This window comes from Burkholderia sp. D-99 (assembly GCF_011605345.1).
Lineage (GTDB): Bacteria > Pseudomonadota > Gammaproteobacteria > Burkholderiales > Burkholderiaceae > Burkholderia.
Genome location: NZ_JAAOXM010000001.1, coordinates 319,230 through 337,499, shown reverse-complemented (window position 1 = coordinate 337,499; position 18,270 = coordinate 319,230). Strand labels below are relative to the sequence as shown.

The 18,270-nt window shown below is 67.2% G+C and carries 15 protein-coding genes; 12 read left to right on the top strand and 3 right to left on the bottom strand.

Going from position 1 to position 18,270, the window contains the following annotated elements:
- Positions 1 to 5: 5 nt before the first annotated feature.
- Positions 6 to 926 (top strand): bestrophin family protein, encoded by a 921-nt coding sequence (locus tag HAV18_RS01500; RefSeq protein WP_166951750.1) that lies wholly within the window; start codon positions 6 to 8, stop codon positions 924 to 926.
- Positions 927 to 960: 34 nt separating this feature from the next.
- Here HAV18_RS01500 and HAV18_RS01495 read toward each other — a convergent pair whose 3' ends face one another.
- Complete coding sequence (locus HAV18_RS01495; protein WP_166951747.1) at positions 961 to 2,991, bottom strand: FUSC family protein; 2,031 nt, start codon at positions 2,989 to 2,991, stop codon at positions 961 to 963.
- Between the two features lie 145 nt (positions 2,992 to 3,136).
- On the opposite strand from HAV18_RS01495, the gene HAV18_RS01490 reads away from it, so the two are divergent.
- The 7 genes from HAV18_RS01490 (at position 3,137) to HAV18_RS01460 (ending at position 10,832) form a co-directional block, all read left to right on the top strand.
- Positions 3,137 to 4,039, top strand: coding sequence for a LysR family transcriptional regulator (locus tag HAV18_RS01490; RefSeq protein ID WP_166951744.1), 903 nt, complete (start codon positions 3,137 to 3,139; stop codon positions 4,037 to 4,039).
- 414 nt (positions 4,040 to 4,453) lie between these two features.
- The gene (locus HAV18_RS01485) at positions 4,454 to 6,013 is read left to right on the top strand and encodes a DHA2 family efflux MFS transporter permease subunit (protein ID WP_166951741.1); all 1,560 of its coding nucleotides are present in this window, start codon (positions 4,454 to 4,456) and stop codon (positions 6,011 to 6,013) included.
- Positions 6,014 to 6,188: 175 nt separating this feature from the next.
- Entirely contained in the window at positions 6,189 to 6,518 is a 330-nt protein-coding gene (locus HAV18_RS01480; protein WP_166951736.1) for a hypothetical protein, read from the top strand.
- A gap of 257 nt (positions 6,519 to 6,775) precedes the next feature.
- Complete coding sequence (locus HAV18_RS01475; protein WP_166951733.1) at positions 6,776 to 7,111, top strand: sugar ABC transporter ATPase; 336 nt, start codon at positions 6,776 to 6,778, stop codon at positions 7,109 to 7,111.
- 137 nt (positions 7,112 to 7,248) lie between these two features.
- Complete coding sequence (locus HAV18_RS01470; RefSeq protein WP_166951730.1) at positions 7,249 to 8,838, top strand: ABC transporter substrate-binding protein; 1,590 nt, start codon at positions 7,249 to 7,251, stop codon at positions 8,836 to 8,838.
- A gap of 170 nt (positions 8,839 to 9,008) precedes the next feature.
- Positions 9,009 to 9,551, top strand: a complete 543-nt coding sequence (locus HAV18_RS01465; protein ID WP_166951727.1) for a class I SAM-dependent methyltransferase — start codon at positions 9,009 to 9,011, stop codon at positions 9,549 to 9,551.
- A 27-nt stretch (positions 9,552 to 9,578) separates the two neighbouring features.
- A complete protein-coding gene (locus HAV18_RS01460) occupies positions 9,579 to 10,832 on the top strand; it encodes a hypothetical protein (RefSeq protein ID WP_166951724.1) in 1,254 nt (417 codons plus the stop codon).
- An 18-nt stretch (positions 10,833 to 10,850) separates the two neighbouring features.
- On the opposite strand, the gene HAV18_RS01455 is transcribed toward HAV18_RS01460, so the two are convergent.
- Together HAV18_RS01455 and HAV18_RS01450 are read right to left on the bottom strand one after the other, a co-directional pair.
- A complete protein-coding gene (locus HAV18_RS01455) occupies positions 10,851 to 12,158 on the bottom strand; it encodes an Nramp family divalent metal transporter (RefSeq protein ID WP_166951721.1) in 1,308 nt (435 codons plus the stop codon).
- A gap of 88 nt (positions 12,159 to 12,246) precedes the next feature.
- Positions 12,247 to 13,503 (bottom strand): oxalate decarboxylase family bicupin, encoded by a 1,257-nt coding sequence (locus HAV18_RS01450; RefSeq protein ID WP_166951718.1) that lies wholly within the window; start codon positions 13,501 to 13,503, stop codon positions 12,247 to 12,249.
- Between the two features lie 530 nt (positions 13,504 to 14,033).
- Here HAV18_RS01450 and sapR point away from each other — a divergent pair.
- From sapR to HAV18_RS01430, 4 genes are all read left to right on the top strand, one after another.
- Entirely contained in the window at positions 14,034 to 14,921 is an 888-nt protein-coding gene (gene sapR / locus HAV18_RS01445) for a sap1 transcriptional regulator SapR (protein WP_166951715.1), read from the top strand.
- Between the two features lie 27 nt (positions 14,922 to 14,948).
- A complete protein-coding gene (gene ddpX / locus HAV18_RS01440) occupies positions 14,949 to 15,512 on the top strand; it encodes a D-alanyl-D-alanine dipeptidase (protein ID WP_166951711.1) in 564 nt (187 codons plus the stop codon).
- Between the two features lie 70 nt (positions 15,513 to 15,582).
- Positions 15,583 to 17,184 carry an ABC transporter substrate-binding protein gene (locus tag HAV18_RS01435; RefSeq protein ID WP_166951709.1) on the top strand — a complete coding sequence of 534 codons (1,602 nt, stop codon included), beginning with the start codon at positions 15,583 to 15,585 and terminating at the stop codon, positions 17,182 to 17,184.
- Between the two features lie 10 nt (positions 17,185 to 17,194).
- Positions 17,195 to 18,265, top strand: a complete 1,071-nt coding sequence (locus HAV18_RS01430) for an ABC transporter permease (protein WP_166951706.1) — start codon at positions 17,195 to 17,197, stop codon at positions 18,263 to 18,265.
- Positions 18,266 to 18,270: the final 5 nt, after the last annotated feature.

Sequence of the window (18,270 nt, the reverse complement as noted above, 5' to 3'; positions counted from 1 at the left end):
CGACGATGATCGTTCGTCCGCGCGAGCACTGGCTGCGGATGCTGCTCGTCTGGAACGGCTCGGTGCTGCCGACCATCCTGCCGCAGCTCGTGCTGACGCTCGCGATCAGCGTCGTCGCGGTGTGGGGCGGCGGCCGCGTGCTCGGCGAGAAGGTGCCGCTGAACCCGACGCCGTTCACGCTGATCGGCCTCACGCTCGCGATCTTCGCGGGGTTTCGCAACAACGCGAGCTACGAACGCTACCGCGAGGGCCGGCAGCTGTGGGGCGGCGTGCTGACCGCCACGCGCACGCTGGTGTCGCAGGCGCTCTGCTACGGCGCGATCGACGATGACGACGCCTCGCGGCAGGCGTTCGTGCGCAAGGTCGTCGCGTTCGTCTATACGCTGAAGCATCAACTGCGCGGCACCGATCCGGCAGCCGACCTGCGCACGCTGCTCGACGGCGCCACCGGTACGCGCATCGCCGCCGCCCGGTATGCGCCGGTCGCGATCGTTCACGAACTGCGCGAAGCATTCGCCGCGCGCGCCGACGCCGGCCGTCTTGCCGATACGCGGTTATGGATGCTCGACGCGCGCCTCGACGAGCTTGTCGCGATGGTGAGCGGCTGCGAGCGCATCGCATCGACGCCAATCCCGTTCTCGTACGACGTGCTGCTGCACCGGACCATCTATGCGTACTGCGTGCTGCTGCCGTTCGGTCTCGTCGACTCGATCGGCGCGGCCACACCGTTCGTGACCGTGTTCGTCGCCTATACGCTGATCGCGCTCGACGCGATCGCACATGCGATCGCCGAACCATTCGGTGACGGGCCGAACCATCTCGCGCTCGATGCGATGACGCGGATGATCGAGCGCACGTTGCTCGAACTGAACCGCGAGCCGCTGCCGGCGGAAGTGACGCCCGGCAAGGCCTATCGCCTCAGTTGACGCGCGGGCCGCCTCTCACGCGTCCATCCACCCGTCAATCCCGGCGACCGCGCAGGAAGCCGTCGTGCGCGGCCGCCGTCTCCGCGATCGTCCGCAGCAGCACGACGCCGCGCAGCAACGCGCGGCCGTCGTCGCTGTCGACCTCGGTCACGCGCCGCAACATCATGCGGGCCGCCGCATCGCAAGCCCGCTCGAGCCGGGCGAAATCCGCGTGCCCGACCCGCCCCCGCACCAACGCGACCGCACGGCGCGCAGCCGGCTTGCGTGCCGCCAGTTCGGCCAGCGCCAGCAAGCTGTCGCCGATCGTCCAGGTCGCGAGCAAATCGCGCAGGTCGCGCTCGATGAGGGTCGCTGGCAGACGGCCCGCGAAGCCGAGCTCACGCCCGAGACGGTCGGCCGTGCGGCTCAGCCACGCGCTCGCCTGCCAGTCTCGCGGATTGCGCGCGATGCGCGCCAGGTCGCCGCGCACCGCGCGATGCAGGCGCCGCCGGCTCGTACCGGGATCGCCGGGAAACACGAGCGCGAACACCATCGCCCCGAACGCGATGCCGAGCAGCGTGGCAAGCGCCGAATTGAGAAAAGCGGCGTCGCCGATGCGCGCCGTATTGTCCGGCGACGTGAAATTCCAGAAGAAGATCGAGAAGCCGCTGCCGATGCCGGCCGTGCGCGGATGGCGCATCGCGATGCCCGTGCCGACCATGAACACGCCGAGGATGTACGCGAGCATCTCGAAGCCCGACACTGCCGGCAGCAGCACGAAATTGCAGAGGGCGCCCGCGACCGCTGCGCAGACGGCCCCTTTCAGGAAGCCGACGGTGGCGCCCACCGAGTTCGGGCGCGTCGAGAACAGCGCGCAGACCACGCCCGTGATCGCGACGAACCCGGCGCCCGACGGCCACGCCGTCACGATCCAGAGCGCCGACGCGACCAGCACCGCGATGAACGCGCGAATCCCGTTGTGCCACGCGAGCACCGGATCGCGGTGGAACGCATAGCGCACGCGCGACGCCAGCGGATCCGGCCGGTCCAGTTGCGCCTTGCCCGCAAAGGCGGCGTCGAACCCGGCAAGCAGCGCCGCCAGCCGGTCGAGCGTGAGCAGGCGCGACGGGTCCGAGCCGGCCGGCTCCGCGGCCTCGGCGCGCACCGCGTCGTCCACGCGCGCCCGCAATGCGGTCAGCGCGGCGCCCGCTTCGCCCGACGCCGCCACGCCGTCGAGCACCTGCGCGGCATCGTCGACCAGCGGGTCCGGCGTGCCGCCGCTGCGCGCCGCGTGCTCGTGCAGCGCCTGCCCCGCGGCCTGCGCGGACAGCACACCCAGCACCGCCGCGCGCAAATGGCCGATCGCGTTGCGCACCGGTGGCGCACCGGCGGCCGCATACTCGGCCGCCGTGTCGAGTTCGAGCGCGTCCGCGAACAGCCGGTGCACGTCCGCGCCGTTCGGCTCGCGGCGCAGTGCGCCCGCGCCGACCACCACCGCGCGGTCGAGATAGCGCTTGAGCCGCGTACGGACCTCGTTCAGCGGCGCGCCCGGCGCGAAGACCGTATCGAACAGCGCGCCGCACAGGATGCCGACCACCACGTACAGGAACCGCGCGACCGCGATGTCGAACGCATGCAGCGGCGCGGATACCGCATCCATCGCGATGATCGCGGCCGTATAGCCGGCGAGCACCGCCGCGTATGCGCGGAAATTCCGCTGGAACGTCGCGACGCCCGCGCACAGGCCGATCCACGCGGCGAGCGCCGGCAGGAACAGCTCGGGCGTCTGCGCGAATGCCCCGGTCAGCACGAGCGCGACGGCCGCGCCGATCGCGGTGCCGAGAATCCGGTACTGGCTCTTCGACAAGCCCATCCCTCGGCTGCCCTGCGCGACGATCCACACCGTCGATGCGGCCCATTTCGGATCGTCGAGATTCATCCGGAAGGCAATGTAGAGCGCGAGCAGCGAGGCGGCCGTGTTTCGCAACGCGAAGCCGACCGCACCGGGCGGCAGCGTGGGACGTGCGTCGCGCAGCGCGGTGCGGGCGGCCGCGAGCAGCGGCAGATGGGGTAAGGCGAATTTCATGCGGCGAGCATACGGGCGCGCGCCGCCGCCACTAAGAGGCGCGGACGGGATGCGTTATTGCACCGGGCAGGATAATCGCCGCCGCACGAAGCGATCCGTCCGGCGAAGGTAAGATGCGCGCAGGCCGAACACTGAAGCACCCCGTATGGACTTCGAAAGCATCCGCATCTTCCTGCGCGTGGTCGAGCGCGGCAACTTCACCGCCGCCGCCACGCACCTCGACATGCCGCTCAGCAGCGTGAGCCGCAAGATCAAGCAGCTCGAGGACGATCTCGGCGTCCAGCTGCTGTACCGGACCACACGGCGCGTCTCCGTCACCGAGGCCGGGCGCGACTACTACGAGCGCTGCCTGCGCGCCGAGGACATCCTGCTCGACGCGGACCGCCAGGCCCGCTCGCTGCGCACGGCGCCGGAGGGCACGCTGCGCGTGCTGGTGCCGTACTCGATCGGCCTGTTCGAACTGGAGCCGGCGCTCGCCGAGTTTCGCCGGCGCTACCCGCTCGTCCAGCTCGTGCTGATCTATGACAACAGCCCGCTCGATCTCGTCGAGCACGGCTTCGACGTCGCGCTGCGCGCGGGCGAGCTGACCGACTCCAGCTACATCGCGCGCTCGCTCGGCTGGTCGCAGGCGAAGCTCGCGGCGAGCCCCGCCTATCTCGACCGCGTCGGCCGGCCCGCCACGCCGCAGGACCTCGCGCAGCACGACCTGCTGCTCGTCGGCCGCGACGCGCCCGGCCTGACGCTGCGGCTCACCAACGCGGCGGGCGAAGTCGCCGACGTGCCGGTGCGGCCGGTGCTGATCACCAACGAATCGGTGACGGTGCTGCGCCAGGCCGCGAGCGGCGGCGGCATCGCGCTGGTCTCGACGCACTACACGGCCCGCCGGCTCGAACGCAACGAACTCGAAATCGTGCTGCCCGACTGGCACCGGACCGACGACGTCGAGCTGCACGTGCTGTACCCGCGGCGCGCGACACTCGACAGCAAGGTGCGCGCGTTCGTCGATTTTCTCGCGGAACTGTTCACCGCATGGCGAACCGCACCGTAACCAGCACGGTTCGCACACCGATTATTGCGCGACGCGAAATCGATTAATGAGCCGGCCCGTGTTGATGGCGGCTCGCCACATCGTTAGCCTGTCGCGATGCACAACGACTCCACCCGCGACGGCAGCCGCCTGACCGCTGCCCGCAGACGCGTCACCCGCGTCCCGCCTTCCTGACCGGCCGCATCCCGCCTTCCGAAGCCCGCCACGGCTTCGTGCACCCGATCGAGCAGCCCGTCGCACGCGTCGGCCCGATGTAACGGGCCGCATCGCCCGCGCCGTGCGCCCTTCCGTTCAGCAGCCGAGCCGCGCCTGCGTCGCCTTCGCGCGCGCGTGCGCGGTGGCCCGTGCCCGCCGCAACGGGCTGCATCCGTTTCGCACATTACGCCCACATTACGCCCATTACGCAGGAAACCCATGTCCTCTCCGTCAACTCCAGCCCCGCTGTCGGGCGGCAAGCTCGCGATCGGCACGATCGCGGTATCGCTCGCGATGTTCATGAACGTGCTCGACTCGTCGATCGCGAACGTCGCCATTCCGACCATCTCGGGCGACCTCGGCGTGTCGGTCGACGAAGGCACGTGGGTCATCACGATCTTCGCGGCCGCGAACGCGGTGTCGATTCCGTTGACGGGCTGGCTCACGCAGCGCTTCGGCCAGGTACGCCTGTTCGTCACGTCGATCCTGCTGTTCGTGTTCGCGTCGTGGCTGTGCGGAATCGCGCCGAACCTGCCGACGCTGCTCGCCGCGCGGATCCTGCAGGGCGCGGTCGCCGGGCCGCTCGCGCCGCTGTCGCAGGCGCTGCTGCTCGGCGCGTGGCCGCGGCAGAAATCGGCGAGCGCGCTGGCGCTGTGGTCGATGACGGCGCTCGTCGGCCCGATCGCGGGGCCGTCGCTCGGCGGCTGGATCACGTACGACTACAACTGGTCGTGGATCTTCTACATCAACATCCCGGTCGGCTTCTTCGCGGCCGCGGTCACGTGGATCGTGTTCCGGGATCGCGAATCGGCCACGCGCCGCCTGCCGATCGATAAGGTCGGCCTGCTGCTGCTCGTGCTGTGGGTCGCCTCGCTGCAGATCATGCTCGACAAGGGCAAGGATCTCGACTGGTTCAACTCGCCCGTCGTCGTCGCGCTCGGCATCGTCGCGCTGATCGGCTTCGTGTTCTTCCTCGTGTGGGAACTGCACGAGGCCAACCCGATCGTCGACCTGCGGCTCTTCACGCAGCGCAATTTCGCGGGCGGGACGATCGCGATCTCGGTCGCCTACGGGATGTTCTTCGGCACGCTCGTGCTGCTGCCGCAGTGGATGCAGGGCTATCTCGGCTACCGCGCGGTCGATTCGGGGCTCGCCACCGCGCCGCTCGGGGTGTTCGCGATCCTGCTCACGCCGGTCATGGGGCGCCTGCTGCCGCGCACCGACCCGCGCTACATCGCGACGCTCGCGTTCGTCGGCTTCGCGGTCGTGTTCATGATGCGCACGACCTTCTACACCGACGTGTCGCGCTGGGATCTGGTGCTGCCGACGCTGCTGCAGGGCATCCCGATGGCGATGTTCTTCGTGCCGCTGACGGCGATCATCCTGTCCGGGCTGCCGCCGGAAAAGATCCCGGCCGCCGCCGGCCTGTCGAATTTCGGCCGCACGTTCTGCGGCGCAGTCGGCACGTCGCTGATCAGCAACGCATGGAACGACCGCACGATCCTGCATCACGCGCGGCTCACCGAACAGGCGAGCATCAACAACCCGACCTTCACGCAGCAGGTCGACACGACGCGCTCGCTGCTGCATCTGAGCCCCGATTCGGCGCTCGCATTCTTCAACGCGTCGGTCGATTCGCAGGCGGCCGTGATGGGGCTGAACGACATCTTCTATGTATCGGCGATCATCTTCATCGCGATCATTCCGCTGATCTGGATCACGAAACCGTCGCGCTCGGGCGGCGGCGATGCCGATGCGGCGGCGGCCGGCGCGCATTGATCCGCGTGCGCGACGATCGGCCCCCGTGCTGCGCACGCCGGGGCCCGTGCCGCCACGCGCCGACGTAATAAAGACTTGCAATCGATACAGGCGGAAACGTCAACAGCCGGTGCCCGCTCCGCGTTTTTTGTACAAGCGCCCACGATCCGGACGCGCAACGACAGGAGAAAACACCATGCGAGCCTTTACCCGCCATCTCGCGATTGCCGCCACCCTGATGTCGGTGCTGACCGGCACCGCGTTCGCCGACACGCCGTGGCAACAGGCGCATCCGCGCCGCGAAGAGGTCAACCAGCGCCTCGCAAACCAGAATCGCCGGATCCATCACGAAGTGAAGGAAGGCGAGATGTCGCACGCACAGGCCGCGCGCCTGCATCGTGACGACCACAAGATCCGCCAGGAAGAGCGGGACATGGCTGCGCAGGATCACAGCCACATCACGAAGAGCGAAAAGCACGTGCTGAACCAGCAGGAAAATGCGGTCAGCCACCAGATCGGCCAATAAGATCGACAACACCGGCAAGTGCCCATTCGCCACCACCTGAAACGCCCGCTGCCGCCGCGCGGCGGCGGGTGCTTGTTGTGTATCGAATCGTTTCAACGCGCCAACGGCTTCAAACGCTGCGGGTATACTCCGTCGTCAGCCGCCTGTCGCATCGTCATCCGTCAAAAACGGCCCGATTCCGGGCGGTTTCGTCGCGAAGCTTCGCGTTTCGCCTACCCCGCGCCCCAGCCTCGATACGAGACACACGACGACCCACCATGAAACGATTCCTGCTGCTCCTTCCCGCCGCCCTGCTCGCCGCTTGCGGTTCCGCGCCGTCGTCCGACTCGGCCGGCTCGTCCGGCGCGGCGCCGATGATGTACGTGTCGTCGCAACGTCCGGCCTACGCGATCGCCAACTGCCTCGACAGCCGCCTGCCGGGCACCGAGCAATCGCAGCACAACGGCGTGACCGATATCGCCGTCGGCTCGAACTCGTACTTCGTCACGCTGACGCCGTCGGGCAACGGTTCGGTCGTCAAGGTCGTGCGCGGCTCGGGTAACGAGCCGCCCGAGGAAGCGATGCGCTTCGCGCTCGCGCGCTGCCTGATCTGATCCGAACCCTGCCGATGCCGGGCGCCCGCCCGGCTCGCTCCTGCGCGCCAGCCCGCCGGCGCGCACGCTGAATATTTTCATCCGGGTGGCCGTCGATGAGAGAATCGCACCCACGATTCCCTTTCAACGGAGCCCGCATGAAGCACCTGCTGTCCCGCCTGTTCGTCAGCGCCGCGCTCGTCGCGCTTGTTCCGGCGCTGCCGGCGCAGGCGGCCACGCCGCCCGGCATCTTCGTCGTCGCCACGCAGCTCGGCGAATTCACGACCCTCGACCCGAGCGGGATTTACGAGCTGGTGCCGTCCGAATACGTCGCGAATACCTACGAACGGCTCGTGCGCGTCGACCTGAAAGACCCGACGCGTTTCGACGGGCAGATCGCGCAATCGTGGACGGTCGGCGCCGACGGCGTGACCTACACGTTCAAGCTGCGCCCCGGCCTCACGTTCCATTCCGGCAACCCGGTGACCGCCGACGACGTCGCGTGGTCGCTGCAGCGCACCATCCTGCTCGACAAGGGGCCCGCCGGCGTGCTCGCCGACCTCGGCCTCACGAAGGCGAACGTGATGCAGAAGGTGCGCGTGGTCGATCCGCAGACCGTCGTGCTCGAAACCGACCGCAAGTACGCACCGAGCTTCGTGCTCAACGTGCTGAGCGCATGCCCGGCATCCGTCTTCGACAAGAAGCTGCTGCTGTCGCACCAGCAGGGCAACGATCTCGGCAGCGGCTGGCTGCGGACCAACGACGCGGGCTCGGGCCCGTACCAGCTCGTCAAGTGGACGCCCAACGAGACCATCGTGCTGCAGCGCTTCGAGAAATACCGCACGCCGTACCCGATGAAGCGCATCGTGTTGCGCCACGTGCCCGAGGCATCCGCGCAACGACTGCTGCTGGAGAACGGCGACGCCGACGCCGCGCGCAACCTGAGCCCCGACAGCCTCGCCGCGCTGACGAAGGCCGGCAAGATCAAGGTCGCGTCGTGGCCGGTGTCCGCGCTGCTGTACCTGAGCCTGAACACGAAGAACCCGAATCTCGCGAAACCGGAAGTGCAGCAGGCGATGAAATGGCTCGTCGACTATGACGGCATCCAGCGCAACATCGTCAGCACCACCTACAAGGTGCATGAAACCTTCCTGCCCGAAGGCTTCCTCGGCGCGTCGAACGCGCGGCCGTACAAGCAGGACGTCGCGAAGGCGAAGGCGCTGCTCGCCAAGGCCGGCTTGCCGAACGGCTTCGACGTGACGATGGACATGCCGAACGACTATCCGTACCTCGAGATCGCGCAGGCGCTGCAGGCGAACTTCGCGCAGGGCGGCATCCGCGTGAAGCTGATTCCGGGCGATGCGAAGCAGGCGATCGGCAAGTATCGCGCGCGCCAGCACGACATCTTCGTCGGCGAGTGGTCGCCCGACTACATGGACCCGAACAGCAATGCGCGCGGCTTCGCGTGGAATCCGGACAACTCCGACCAGTCGCCGACGAAGATGCTCGCGTGGCGCAACAGCTGGGACATTCCGCAACTGACGAAGGACACCGAGGCCGCGCTCGTCGAGCCGTCGCCCGCGAAGCGCGCGCAGCGTTACGAAGCGCTGCAGAAGGCCGTGCTCGCGAACTCGCCGTTCATCATCATGTTCGAGAAGGTCGTGCAGGTCGCGACACGCCCCGGTGTGACCGGGCCGGAAATCGGGCCGATCAACGACCTCGTGTCATACCGCACGCTGGCGAAATAATGGCGATTACCCGCGCGCCCGGCGATGCCGGCGCGCGGGTAATCGCCGCGGGCCGCCGCGCCGGTGCTATGCCGTGCGGCAGCGGCGATCTACAATGCCCGACGCCACGTACGCCGGCCGCGACCGGCGACGATCGAGACCATCGAATCCGCTTCGCCAAGGAAAACAGGATGCGCACGCTACAGCAACTGCGAATGGAGTTCCTGCAGTACAAGATCGAGCCGATCGGCTGGCTCGGCGACAGCCCTTCCCGCTTCGACTTCTATACGCAAACGGCCGCCGGATGCGACACCATCCTGGAGCTCGGCGTGTTTACCGGGCTGACCACGACGGCCTTCCTGCTCGCGCAGCCGAAACGCCTCGTGTCGGTCGACATCTCCGACGAGTACTTCCACATCCGGCCCGAACTGGAGCAGGCGGCGAAAGAACTGTCGATCGACTTCGAATTCAGGATCGCCGACGATCTGGCAATGGAGCCGCTGGCCGCCGACCTGCTGTTCATCGATACCACGCATACGTACGAACAGACGCTCGCCGAACTGAACCGGTTCGGCCCGCTCGCGCGCAAGAAGATCGTGCTGCACGACATGACCGTGGCCGGCGTGTACCAGGCCGTGTTCCAGTGGCTGTGGGACAACAAGCAGTTTCATATTACGTATCACGACAGCCGCGGTTGCGGCGCGGTCGTCTGCGAGCGCCACGTCGGCTACTGAGCCGGGCGCACGCAACGGGGGGAGAACATGCACTCGAGCGAACACGCGGTCTGCGTGGCGATCAACGACAACAACCGCGCGTGGTACGAGATGCTCGTGCCGTTCCTGCTGTCGCTGCGGCACACCGGCTACGACGGGCGGATCGCGGTGATCGGCTACAGGCTCTCCGAGCGCAAGCGGCAAATCCTCGCGAGCCAGTCGGTCGACGTGATCGACGCGTCGGGTGCGTATGCGCTGCCGGTCGGCCGCTTCATCGAGGCCGCCGAATATTGCGCACGCAACCCGCAGATCCGCAAGCTCGCGCTGTACGACGCCGACATCTGGTTCTGCGCGCCGGGGTTCGACCTGTTCTCGCAGATCGGCGACGACCGGCTTCACGCCTGCCCCGACCCGCTGTTCTGCACGTTCGTCGTCACGCCGCTGATCGGCGAGCGGCGCGATCATCACTGGCGCCTCGTCGTCGACGAAGTCTCCGCACGCCACGGCGGCGCCTTGCAGGCCGGGCTCGTTGCCGGAACCGCCGACGCGTGGGCACGCTACGCCAGCCACCTGCGCGACTGCATCGCCCGCATCGGCACCGATTTCCAGGAGTGCTTCGGAATCGATACGACGTTCCTGCACCTGTGGAGCGCACAGGGCGAGACCGCGCTGCTCGATCCGGTCCAGAACTTCGTCAGCAAGTACGGCATTCACGAAGCATTCGACGCAGGCACCGGCACGACGACGCTCCGGTATCACGACGAGCCGATCCGCGCGCTGCACATGACCGGCGACATCCGCTTCCTCGACCGCTGGCGCTACTACGCGAACCACATCGACGCCGCGCTGCGCGACGGGGTGCCGTTCGCGCTGTCGGACGGCACGCCGGCGCAGTCCGACGCGGCCGCCGCGCGCATCGCGGCGGCCGACTACGTGCGCTCGGCCGGGCTGAACGTTGCGGCCGCGGCGATCGAGGGAAGTGCGGGCGCCTACCTGCAGGCGATCGACGAACCCGGCGGCACGATGCTGATCGGCAGCGGGAACCACGAGGTCGTGTTCACCGCGACACGCGACATCGCGCGCCTGAACGTGTACGTCACACACCCGTCCGGCTCGCCATCGCCGTTGCTGTGCGAAGTGCTGGTCGACGGGCAGTCGCAGCGGAAAGGCACCGAGCTGATGGCGCATTTCTCGTATCGGATCGCGGCGGGCACCGTCATCACGCTGCGCTCGACGAGCCTCGGCGGCCAGCAGTGCAACGCGATCTGGCGGCTGCGCGAGGCGCCGGACATGCAGCAGTAGGCGGCGGCCCGCTGCCGGTCAATTGAATGCCGCCCACACGAGGTACGCATTCAGCCCGACGATCACGACCGTCGCCGCACCGGCGACGATTCGCAGCGGCGTCCGCATCGCGTAAGCCCCCATCACGTCCGCACGCGCCGACAGCATCAGCAGCGCGATCATCGGGATCGGCAGCACGAAACTCAGCACGACCTGGCTCGCGACCATCGCGCGCGTGACGTCGCAGCCGAGCGCGACCACCGCGAACGCGGGCGCGATCGTCACCGCACGCCGCACCCAGACCGGCATGCGGCGGTGGATGAAGCCCTGCATCACGACCTGCCCGGCCATCGTGCCGACCACCGAACTCGATACGCCGGACGTCAGCAGCGCGACGAGAAACAGCGCGCCGGCCGCCGGCCCGAACACCGGGATCAGCGTGTGATACGCGTCGGCGATGTCGGTCATGCCCGGCGCGCTCGCGTGAAACGCCGACGACGCCATCATCACCATCGCGAGGTTCACGAACCCGGCCAGCCCGAGCGCGACGACGACCTCGCGATTCGAGAAGCGCACGAGCCGCCGCCGCTCCCCGTCGTCGCGCGGCGCGGTGCGATTCTGCGTAAGCCCCGAATGCAGATACAGCGTGTGCGGCATGATCGTCGCGCCGATGATCCCGACCGCGATCGTCAGCGCCGCGCGATCCGGAATCTGCGGGACGACCAGGTGGAACGCGGCCGCGTGCCAGTCCTGCGGCGCGATCAGCAGTTCGCCGAGATAGCACGCGCCGATCACGCCGACCAGCGCCGCGATCGCCGCTTCCAGCGGCCGGAAGCCGCGCTTTTCGAACGCGAGGATCGCGCAGGTCGCGAGCGCCGTCGCGATCATCCCCGCGAACAGCGACAGGTGGCACAACAGCCCGAATGCGAGCGCGCCGCCGAGGAATTCGGCGAGATCGGTCGCCATCGCGGCGATCTCGGACGCGATCCACATGCCCCATACGACCGGCGCGGGAAACCGGTCGCGGCACAGCTCCGCGAGATTGCGGCCGGTCACGATGCCGAGCTTCGCCGACATCGCCTGGAACAGCATCGCGATCGCGTTCGCGGCCAGCACGACCCACAGCAGCCGGTAGCCGTACGCGGCGCCGGCCTGGATGTTGGTCGCGAAGTTGCCGGGGTCCATATAGCCGATCGACGCGATCACGGCCGGGCCGACGAACGGCAGCAGTGCGGCGACGCCGGTGCGGCGCCCTTCCAGCGCGGCGCGCGCCGCGCCGTCGGTGTGCCCGGTGGACAGGCCCGGCAGCGCGAAGCCGCCGGCAGGTTTGCTCGTGACGGGAATCATGATGGGGTTCCGTTCGGATGAGGAAGGCTTCCTGAAGTTCGGGCACCGCGGCCGGCCGGCATGTCGCGGGTCGGCCGCGGCGGCGGCGTTACAGCGGCACGACGTCGGGACGGTTGCGCGGAAACTGCGCGATCACGTCCGGCGCGACGTTCAGGTGCGCTTCGACGAGCTGTGGCGGCGTGTGCGCGAGCCAGTCGGACAGCGACACTTCCGCATAGCGGTCGGTCTTGAAGATCTCTAGGAACACCAGATCGGTGTTGCCGGTGTTCTGCACGTAGTGCCCGAGGCTCTTCTTCACGTAGCCGACATCGCCCGCGCGGAAGTCGGCCGTCTGCGCCTTCGGCCCCGTGTCGAACACGGTCATCCGCGCCTCGCCCTGCAGGTAGTACTGCCATTCGTCCGCGTTCGGATGCCAGTGCAGCTCGCGCATGCCGCCCGGATGCACGGTGACGAGCGCCGCCGCGACCGTCGTCGACACGTTGAAGTTCGTGCTGTCCGCGATCCGCACCTCGCCGCCGCGGGTCTTTTTGACGGGCTTCATGTCGCCGAGCGAGAAGATGAACGGATGCGGCGGCGCCCCTGCCGACGACGCCGACGCGCGCTGGGCTTCCGCGAGCGGGCCCGGTTCGTCGCCCTGGAAGATCCACAGGTTGTCGAGCGGAATGTTTCGGAATGCCTCGGCCGGCACGCCGAAGTTGAGTGCGAGCACGTCGGGCGGCGTGTGCGCGACCCAGTCGGTCAGCAGCAGCGTGTTGAATTCGGATGCGCGGCCGTTATCGAACGCGAGGAGGAATTCGGCACCGTCGGTGCCGAGGCCCTGCAGCGAATGCGGCAGGCCGGGCGGGAAATACCAGAGATCGCCGGTTTTCACGTCCTGTACCGACGGCCGCCCGAGTTCGTCGAGCACCGTGATCCGGCAGCGGCCGTCGAGCATGATGGCCCACTCGGCCTGCTGGTGCCAGTGCATCTCGCGAATGCCGCCGCGCGTCAGGCGCATGTTGACGCCGGAAATGGTTTCGGAAATCGCAAAATCGTCCTGAGTGACTTCACGCGCCCATCCGCCATTTTGAATTCTTTTATGGGCATTATTGAACGAGGCCCAGAATAACGGCATGCCGTTGATATCGGTGGCCGGTGGATCCTGAAAGGACGGAAACTGATTGGCGATTGCCGGATTTTTGGGCCCTGGATCGGTCAGGCTCTGGCGGTTACTCGCATTGACCGCGCCTTCCGGCGGACGGTCCGGATTGCCGAACGAGGCGGCCTTCGCCGATACCGCGATACCCGCGGCAGCAATGGCGCCGGCCGTATTCGCCAGCATCTTGCGTCGAGAAAGATTCGTCATGTTTTCTCCTTCATTCCTGCGATCAAGTGAATTCCCATTACGGAACACATGCCGTTTTTCGGATTATCGAAAATCGAACATCCCGTCACGCAAGTTAAATACAATTCGACGAATAATTTAAATGAATTATTAACCTGAATTAATGATTTAATCTGATCGACTTTAATTTTGTAATTATTGCGATGCAGCGGAATGGCAGGCGACGATAGAGGTTGGCAAATCGGTCAGATCCGGTGAATGCGGCAATACGACCGCGCCCGGTCGTGATGTGCGATTGACGGCAAGAGGAGATGGAGGCACGTAACGGACGATCGCGATTCGATTCGGCCAACATGCCTGACAGACATAAACGCAAAATATGTCTGACAGAGATAAAACACGCCCTTCTGGCTCCCTACTGCCCACCCTGGAACACACTTCCGACCCTATCACCTATCCTCACACCATAGTTTTTATCCGCTGGCGCGAATGATTTTGGCTTCGTTAGATGGATGACATTCGATCATCAGACGACAACGATCTAACAGCCGATGACCTGCGCGTTCGCCCGTACCGTCGAATCCCGCTATGCCGCGCTCACGCCGACCGCGAAGCGCATCGCGAGCTACATGCTCGCGAACCTCGACCGGCTCGGGCTCGAAACGGCCGACCAGATCGCGCAGCAGGCCGGCACCAGCGGCATCTCGGTCGGGCGCTTCCTGCGAAGCGTCGGCTACCGCAATCTCGACGACCTGAAACGCGAGCTGCGCGGCGGCGGCGATCGCCCGTGGATGATCACCGACCGGCTCGACGAATACCGCCGCGCCGCGGGTACGCAACCCGCACACGGCAACGGAAACGCAAACGGCAGCGACGGCCCGCTCGCATCGTCGCTCGAACGCGAGCTCGATGCGATCCGCCACGTGTACCGCCTCGCCGAAGGCCCGGTGTTCGCCCAGGTGGCCGACCGGATCGCGCATGCGGATGCGGTATTCATCCTCGGCATCCAGTCGACGCGCGGGATCAGCAACGCGTTCAGCAGCTATCTCGAATACCTGCGCCCGCGCGTGTTCTACTCGGACGGCCAGTCGGGCTCGTACGTCGATTCGCTGAACTCCGAATTCGAGCGGCCCTACTGCATCGTCACCGACACCCGCGCATATTCGCGCAGCGCGCGCCGCTATTGCCAGGCGGCCGCCGAGCGCGGGCAGCCGTTCGCGCTGGTCACCGACCTGTCGTGCCCGTGGGCGCGCGAATGGCCGGCCGACTTGCTGCAGGTGAAGACCGACGTCGGCCAGTTCTGGGATTCGCTTGCGCCGCTTACCTGCCTGTTCAACCTGTTGATCACGGCCGTGGTCGATCGCCTCGGCCCCGCAATCGACCGGCGTGTCGCGCGCAACCGCGAACTGCAGCACACGTTCGACCAATTCGAATCCTGAGCGAACCCGACCGAACCCGAACCGCCGATGAACGACCACCGCCTCGTCGAAATCACGCCCGCCACGCATCGCGTCGACATCGACCTCGTCTACGCGACCGACCGCAACCTGACCGGCAAGCCGATCTACCGCCGCGCGCACTGCCTGCTGCTCGAACCGGCCGAAGCGGCGTTGCGCCGCGCGGTCGACGTCGCCGCGCAGGCCGGCTTCACGCTGCGCATCTACGACGCGTACCGGCCGCCGCAGGCGCAGCAGGTGCTGTGGGATTTCCTGCCCGACCCGAACTTCGTCGCCGATCTCGGCGGCGGTTCGAATCACAGCCGCGGCACCGCGCTCGACCTGACGCTCGTCGGCGCAAATGGCGAACCGCTCGACATGGGCACCGGCTTCGACGAGATGGTCGCCGCATCCGGCCACTTCCACGCGGGGCTGCCCGAAGCCGTGCAGCGCAACCGCCTGCTGCTGCTCGGCGTGATGCACGCGGCCGGCTTCTCGCACGTCGACGACGAGTGGTGGCACTACGAACTGCCCGGCTCGCACGCGTTGCCACAGATCGACAACGCGGCAAGCGGCCCGTGGCGCCTGATGTGATGGCCAGACGCATTCCCCTCACCGTTCACGTTCAACGACTTCAACGACTTCAACGACACATGGAGCGCAGATGAAACCCCTGACATCCCGGCTCGTCGCGGCGCTGGCCGCCGCATCCGTTCTCGCCGCCGTTCCGCTTTCCGCCGCGCGCGCGGAAACGCCGAAGGACCTGTTCGTGATGGCCACGCTGCTCGACGAATTCACGACGCTGGATCCGGGCGAGATCTACGAGCTGGTGCCGGAGGAATACGTCGCGAACACGTACGACCGGCTCGTGCGCGTCGACCTGCGCGATCCGTCGAAATTCAACGGCGACGTCGCGCAGTCGTGGACGGTGAGCGCCGACGGGCTGACCTATACGTTCAAGCTGCGCCCCGGACTCAAGTTCCACTCGGGCAATCCGCTGACGGCCGACGATGTCGCGTGGTCGATCCAGCGCGCGGTGCTGCTCGACAAGGGCCCGGCCGCCGTGCTGACCGGCATCGGGCTCACGAAGGCGAACGTCGTCGCCAATGTGAAGAAGCTCGACGACCTGACGGTGTCGGTCACGACCGACCAGAAGTACGCGCCGACCTTCGTCTTGAACGTGCTGGGCTCGTGGCCCGCGTCGGTGCTCGACAGGAAGCTGCTGCTGTCGCACCAGCAGGGCAGCGACTTCGGCAATGCATGGCTGAAGACCAACGAGGCCGGCTCCGGCGCGTACAAGCTGGTCAAGTGGACCGCCGGCGACAGCGTCGTGCTGCAGCGCTTCGACGGCTACCGGCTGCCGCTCGCGATGAAGCGCATCGTGCTGCGCCACGTGCCCGAGGCCGCGAGCCAGCGCCTGCTGCTGGAGAACGGCGATGTCGATGCGGCGCGCGACCTGAGCCCCGACGATCTGGCGTCGGTCGCGAAATCCGGCAAGGCGAAGGTGACGGCATCGCCGCAGGCGACGCTGCTGTATCTCGGCCTGAACACGAAGAATGCGACGCTCGCGAAGCCCGACGTGCAGGAAGCGCTGAAGTGGCTCGTCGACTATGCCGGCATCCAGGGCAACGTGGTGAAGACGACCTACAAGGTCCACCAGACCTTCCTGCCCGAAGGCTTCCTCGGCACGCTGAACGCGAACCCGTACAAGCTCGATGTCGCGAAGGCGAAGGCGCTGCTCGCGAAGGCCGGCGTGCCGAACGGCTTTTCGGTGACGATGGACGTGCGCAACGACTATCCGTACACCGAAATCGCGCAGGCCGTGCAGGCGAACTTCGCGCAGGCGGGCATCAAGGTGCAGCTGATCCCCGGCGACAACAAGCAGACGCTCGCGAAATACCGCGCGCGCCAGCACGACATCTACATCGGCGAATGGTCGGCCGACTACATCGATCCGCACAGCAACGCGCAGGGTTTTGCGTGGAATCCCGACAATTCCGACAAGTCGAGCTATAAAATGCTGGCCTGGCGCAACAGCTGGGACATCCCGCAACTGACCAAGGAAACCGACACCGCGCTCGCCGAACCGACCGCCGCGAAACGCGCGCAACGGTATCAGGCGATGCAGAAGGAAATGCTCGCGCGCTCGCCGTTCGTGATCATGTTCGAGAAAGTCGCGCAGGTCGCGACGCGGCCCGGCGTGAGCGGGCTCGAAGTCGGGCCGATCAACGATCTCGTGTCGTACCGCAACCTGAAGAAGCAATAAGATTCGCCGCATGTCGACTCCCGCCTCCTCCCTCGAAGCCCTGCGCACGCTGCCCGCCCGGCGCCCGGCCGTGCGCTGGGCACTGCGCGTGCTGCGCTGGGTGCTCACGCTCGCCGTCACGTTCGCGGGGCTGCTCGCGCTGACGTTCGTGATCGGCCGCAAGGTGCCGATCGATCCCGTGCTCGCGATCCTCGGCGATCGCGCGTCGGCCGAGGCGTACGCGGCCGAACGCATCGCGCTCGGGCTCGACAAGCCGCTCGTCACGCAATTCCTGATCTATGCGCGCGACGTGCTGCACGGCAATCTCGGCATGTCGCTGCTGACGGCGAACCCGGTGCTCGACGACATCAAGCGCGTGTTCCCGGCCACGCTCGAACTGGCGACGATCGCGACGCTGATCGGCATCGCGGTCGGCGTGCCGCTCGGCGTCGCGGCCGCCGTGAAGCACAACCGGCCGATCGATCACATCGCACGCTTCGTCGGGCTGATCGGCAATTCGGTGCCGTTGTTCTGGCTCGGCCTGATGGGGCTGCTGCTGTTCTACGCGCGGCTGCACTGGGTCGGCGGGCCGGGCCGGCTCGATCCCGTGTACGACGGGATGGTCGATACGCGCACGGGCAGCCTGCTGATCGACTCGGCGCTCGCCGGCGAGTGGGATGTGTTCCGCAACGCGGTGTCGCACATCGCGCTGCCGGCCGCGATCCTCGGCTACTACTCCGTCGCGTATCTCAGCCGCATGACGCGCTCGTTCATGCTCGACCAGTTGAGCCAGGAATACATCGTCACCGCACGCGCGAAAGGCTTGTCCGAGCGGCGCGTGATCTGGCGGCATGCGTTCGGCAACATCGCGGTGCCGCTCTTGACCGTGATCGCGCTCACCTACAGCAACCTGCTCGAAGGCTCGGTGCTGACCGAGATCGTGTTCGCATGGCCGGGGCTCGGCTCGTACCTGACCGGCGCGCTGCTGAACGCCGACATGAACGCGGTGCTCGGCGCGACGCTCGTGATCGGCGCGATGTTCATCACCGTCAACCTGCTGACCGACGCGCTGTACCGCGTGTTCGATCCGCGTGCGCGCTGAGGGCC

Bases quoted from the DNA above. Each gene is read 5' to 3' on its own strand.
- HAV18_RS01500 (WP_166951750.1), top strand. From the start codon at position 6: ATGATCGTTCGTCCGCGCGAGCACTGGCTGCGGATGCTGCTCGTCTGG.
- HAV18_RS01495 (WP_166951747.1), bottom strand. From the start codon at position 2,991: ATGAAATTCGCCTTACCCCATCTGCCGCTGCTCGCGGCCGCCCGCACC.
- HAV18_RS01490 (WP_166951744.1), top strand. From the start codon at position 3,137: ATGGACTTCGAAAGCATCCGCATCTTCCTGCGCGTGGTCGAGCGCGGC.
- HAV18_RS01485 (WP_166951741.1), top strand. From the start codon at position 4,454: ATGTCCTCTCCGTCAACTCCAGCCCCGCTGTCGGGCGGCAAGCTCGCG.
- HAV18_RS01480 (WP_166951736.1), top strand. From the start codon at position 6,189: ATGCGAGCCTTTACCCGCCATCTCGCGATTGCCGCCACCCTGATGTCG.
- HAV18_RS01475 (WP_166951733.1), top strand. From the start codon at position 6,776: ATGAAACGATTCCTGCTGCTCCTTCCCGCCGCCCTGCTCGCCGCTTGC.
- HAV18_RS01470 (WP_166951730.1), top strand. From the start codon at position 7,249: ATGAAGCACCTGCTGTCCCGCCTGTTCGTCAGCGCCGCGCTCGTCGCG.
- HAV18_RS01465 (WP_166951727.1), top strand. From the start codon at position 9,009: ATGCGCACGCTACAGCAACTGCGAATGGAGTTCCTGCAGTACAAGATC.
- HAV18_RS01460 (WP_166951724.1), top strand. From the start codon at position 9,579: ATGCACTCGAGCGAACACGCGGTCTGCGTGGCGATCAACGACAACAAC.
- HAV18_RS01455 (WP_166951721.1), bottom strand. From the start codon at position 12,158: ATGATTCCCGTCACGAGCAAACCTGCCGGCGGCTTCGCGCTGCCGGGC.
- HAV18_RS01450 (WP_166951718.1), bottom strand. From the start codon at position 13,503: ATGACGAATCTTTCTCGACGCAAGATGCTGGCGAATACGGCCGGCGCC.
- sapR (WP_166951715.1), top strand. From the start codon at position 14,034: ATGACCTGCGCGTTCGCCCGTACCGTCGAATCCCGCTATGCCGCGCTC.
- ddpX (WP_166951711.1), top strand. From the start codon at position 14,949: ATGAACGACCACCGCCTCGTCGAAATCACGCCCGCCACGCATCGCGTC.
- HAV18_RS01435 (WP_166951709.1), top strand. From the start codon at position 15,583: ATGAAACCCCTGACATCCCGGCTCGTCGCGGCGCTGGCCGCCGCATCC.
- HAV18_RS01430 (WP_166951706.1), top strand. From the start codon at position 17,195: ATGTCGACTCCCGCCTCCTCCCTCGAAGCCCTGCGCACGCTGCCCGCC.